Annotated in this window: 2 pseudogenes; both read left to right on the top strand. The window is 60.3% G+C overall.

The features are described 5' to 3' along the window. A pseudogene (locus ACFC20_RS17740) lies at positions 1 to 258 on the top strand (NAD-dependent epimerase); the annotation flags it as partial. A gap of 51 nt (positions 259 to 309) precedes the next feature. Beyond that, a pseudogene (locus ACFC20_RS17735) lies at positions 310 to 579 on the top strand (PEP-CTERM system histidine kinase PrsK); the annotation flags it as partial.

Here is a 579-nt window from a genome sequence, read left to right as displayed (position 1 = left end):
CAGGACTGGGTGGCGTACCAGCACGCCCTGAAACTCTGTGACTGCCGACGGATTCCCATCCCCTCGGTGCCGCCGGTGGTGCCAAGTCTGATCCTGCGCACACTCAAGCTGAGAAGTTTTCCGTCGTACCTGATGGCGTTTTTCAAGTATCCTGTAGTAATCGACGGTCGAGCCTTTGCCCGGGAATTTGGCTTTCAGCCCAGACGACCGCTCAAGGAGATCTTCCGGTTCTACCGGGACAACAAGAAACCGGTTTAGCCAGGGAGTCAGCCGTCAGGGAGCAGACGCCACTCACGCAGGATGCGAGTGATGCTAAACGACTTCAGCGTAATCAGCCACGTTGCCGCGGCGCTGACCTTTGGCTTGCTGGCCATTCTGGTTGCCACCCGCTACGTCCGTCGGGATGTGGATCGATCCCTGTTTCTGGCGGCCGTGGTGACCACGCTCTGGGCCTCGGTCCTGGTCCTGCAGAGCCTGTTCGGGCAGCCCGGCTTCTTCACCCGGTATCTGCTCGAACTGCTCCGGTACGCCTCGTGGATCCTCCTGCTGTTCGCCATGCTCCGGAACTCGTTCCAGCAG

This window comes from Marinobacter sp. (genome assembly GCF_041984545.1).
Lineage (GTDB): Bacteria > Pseudomonadota > Gammaproteobacteria > Pseudomonadales > Oleiphilaceae > Marinobacter.
The sequence above is the reverse complement of the archived record's forward strand: the minus strand, read 5'-3'. Positions and strand labels throughout refer to the sequence as shown.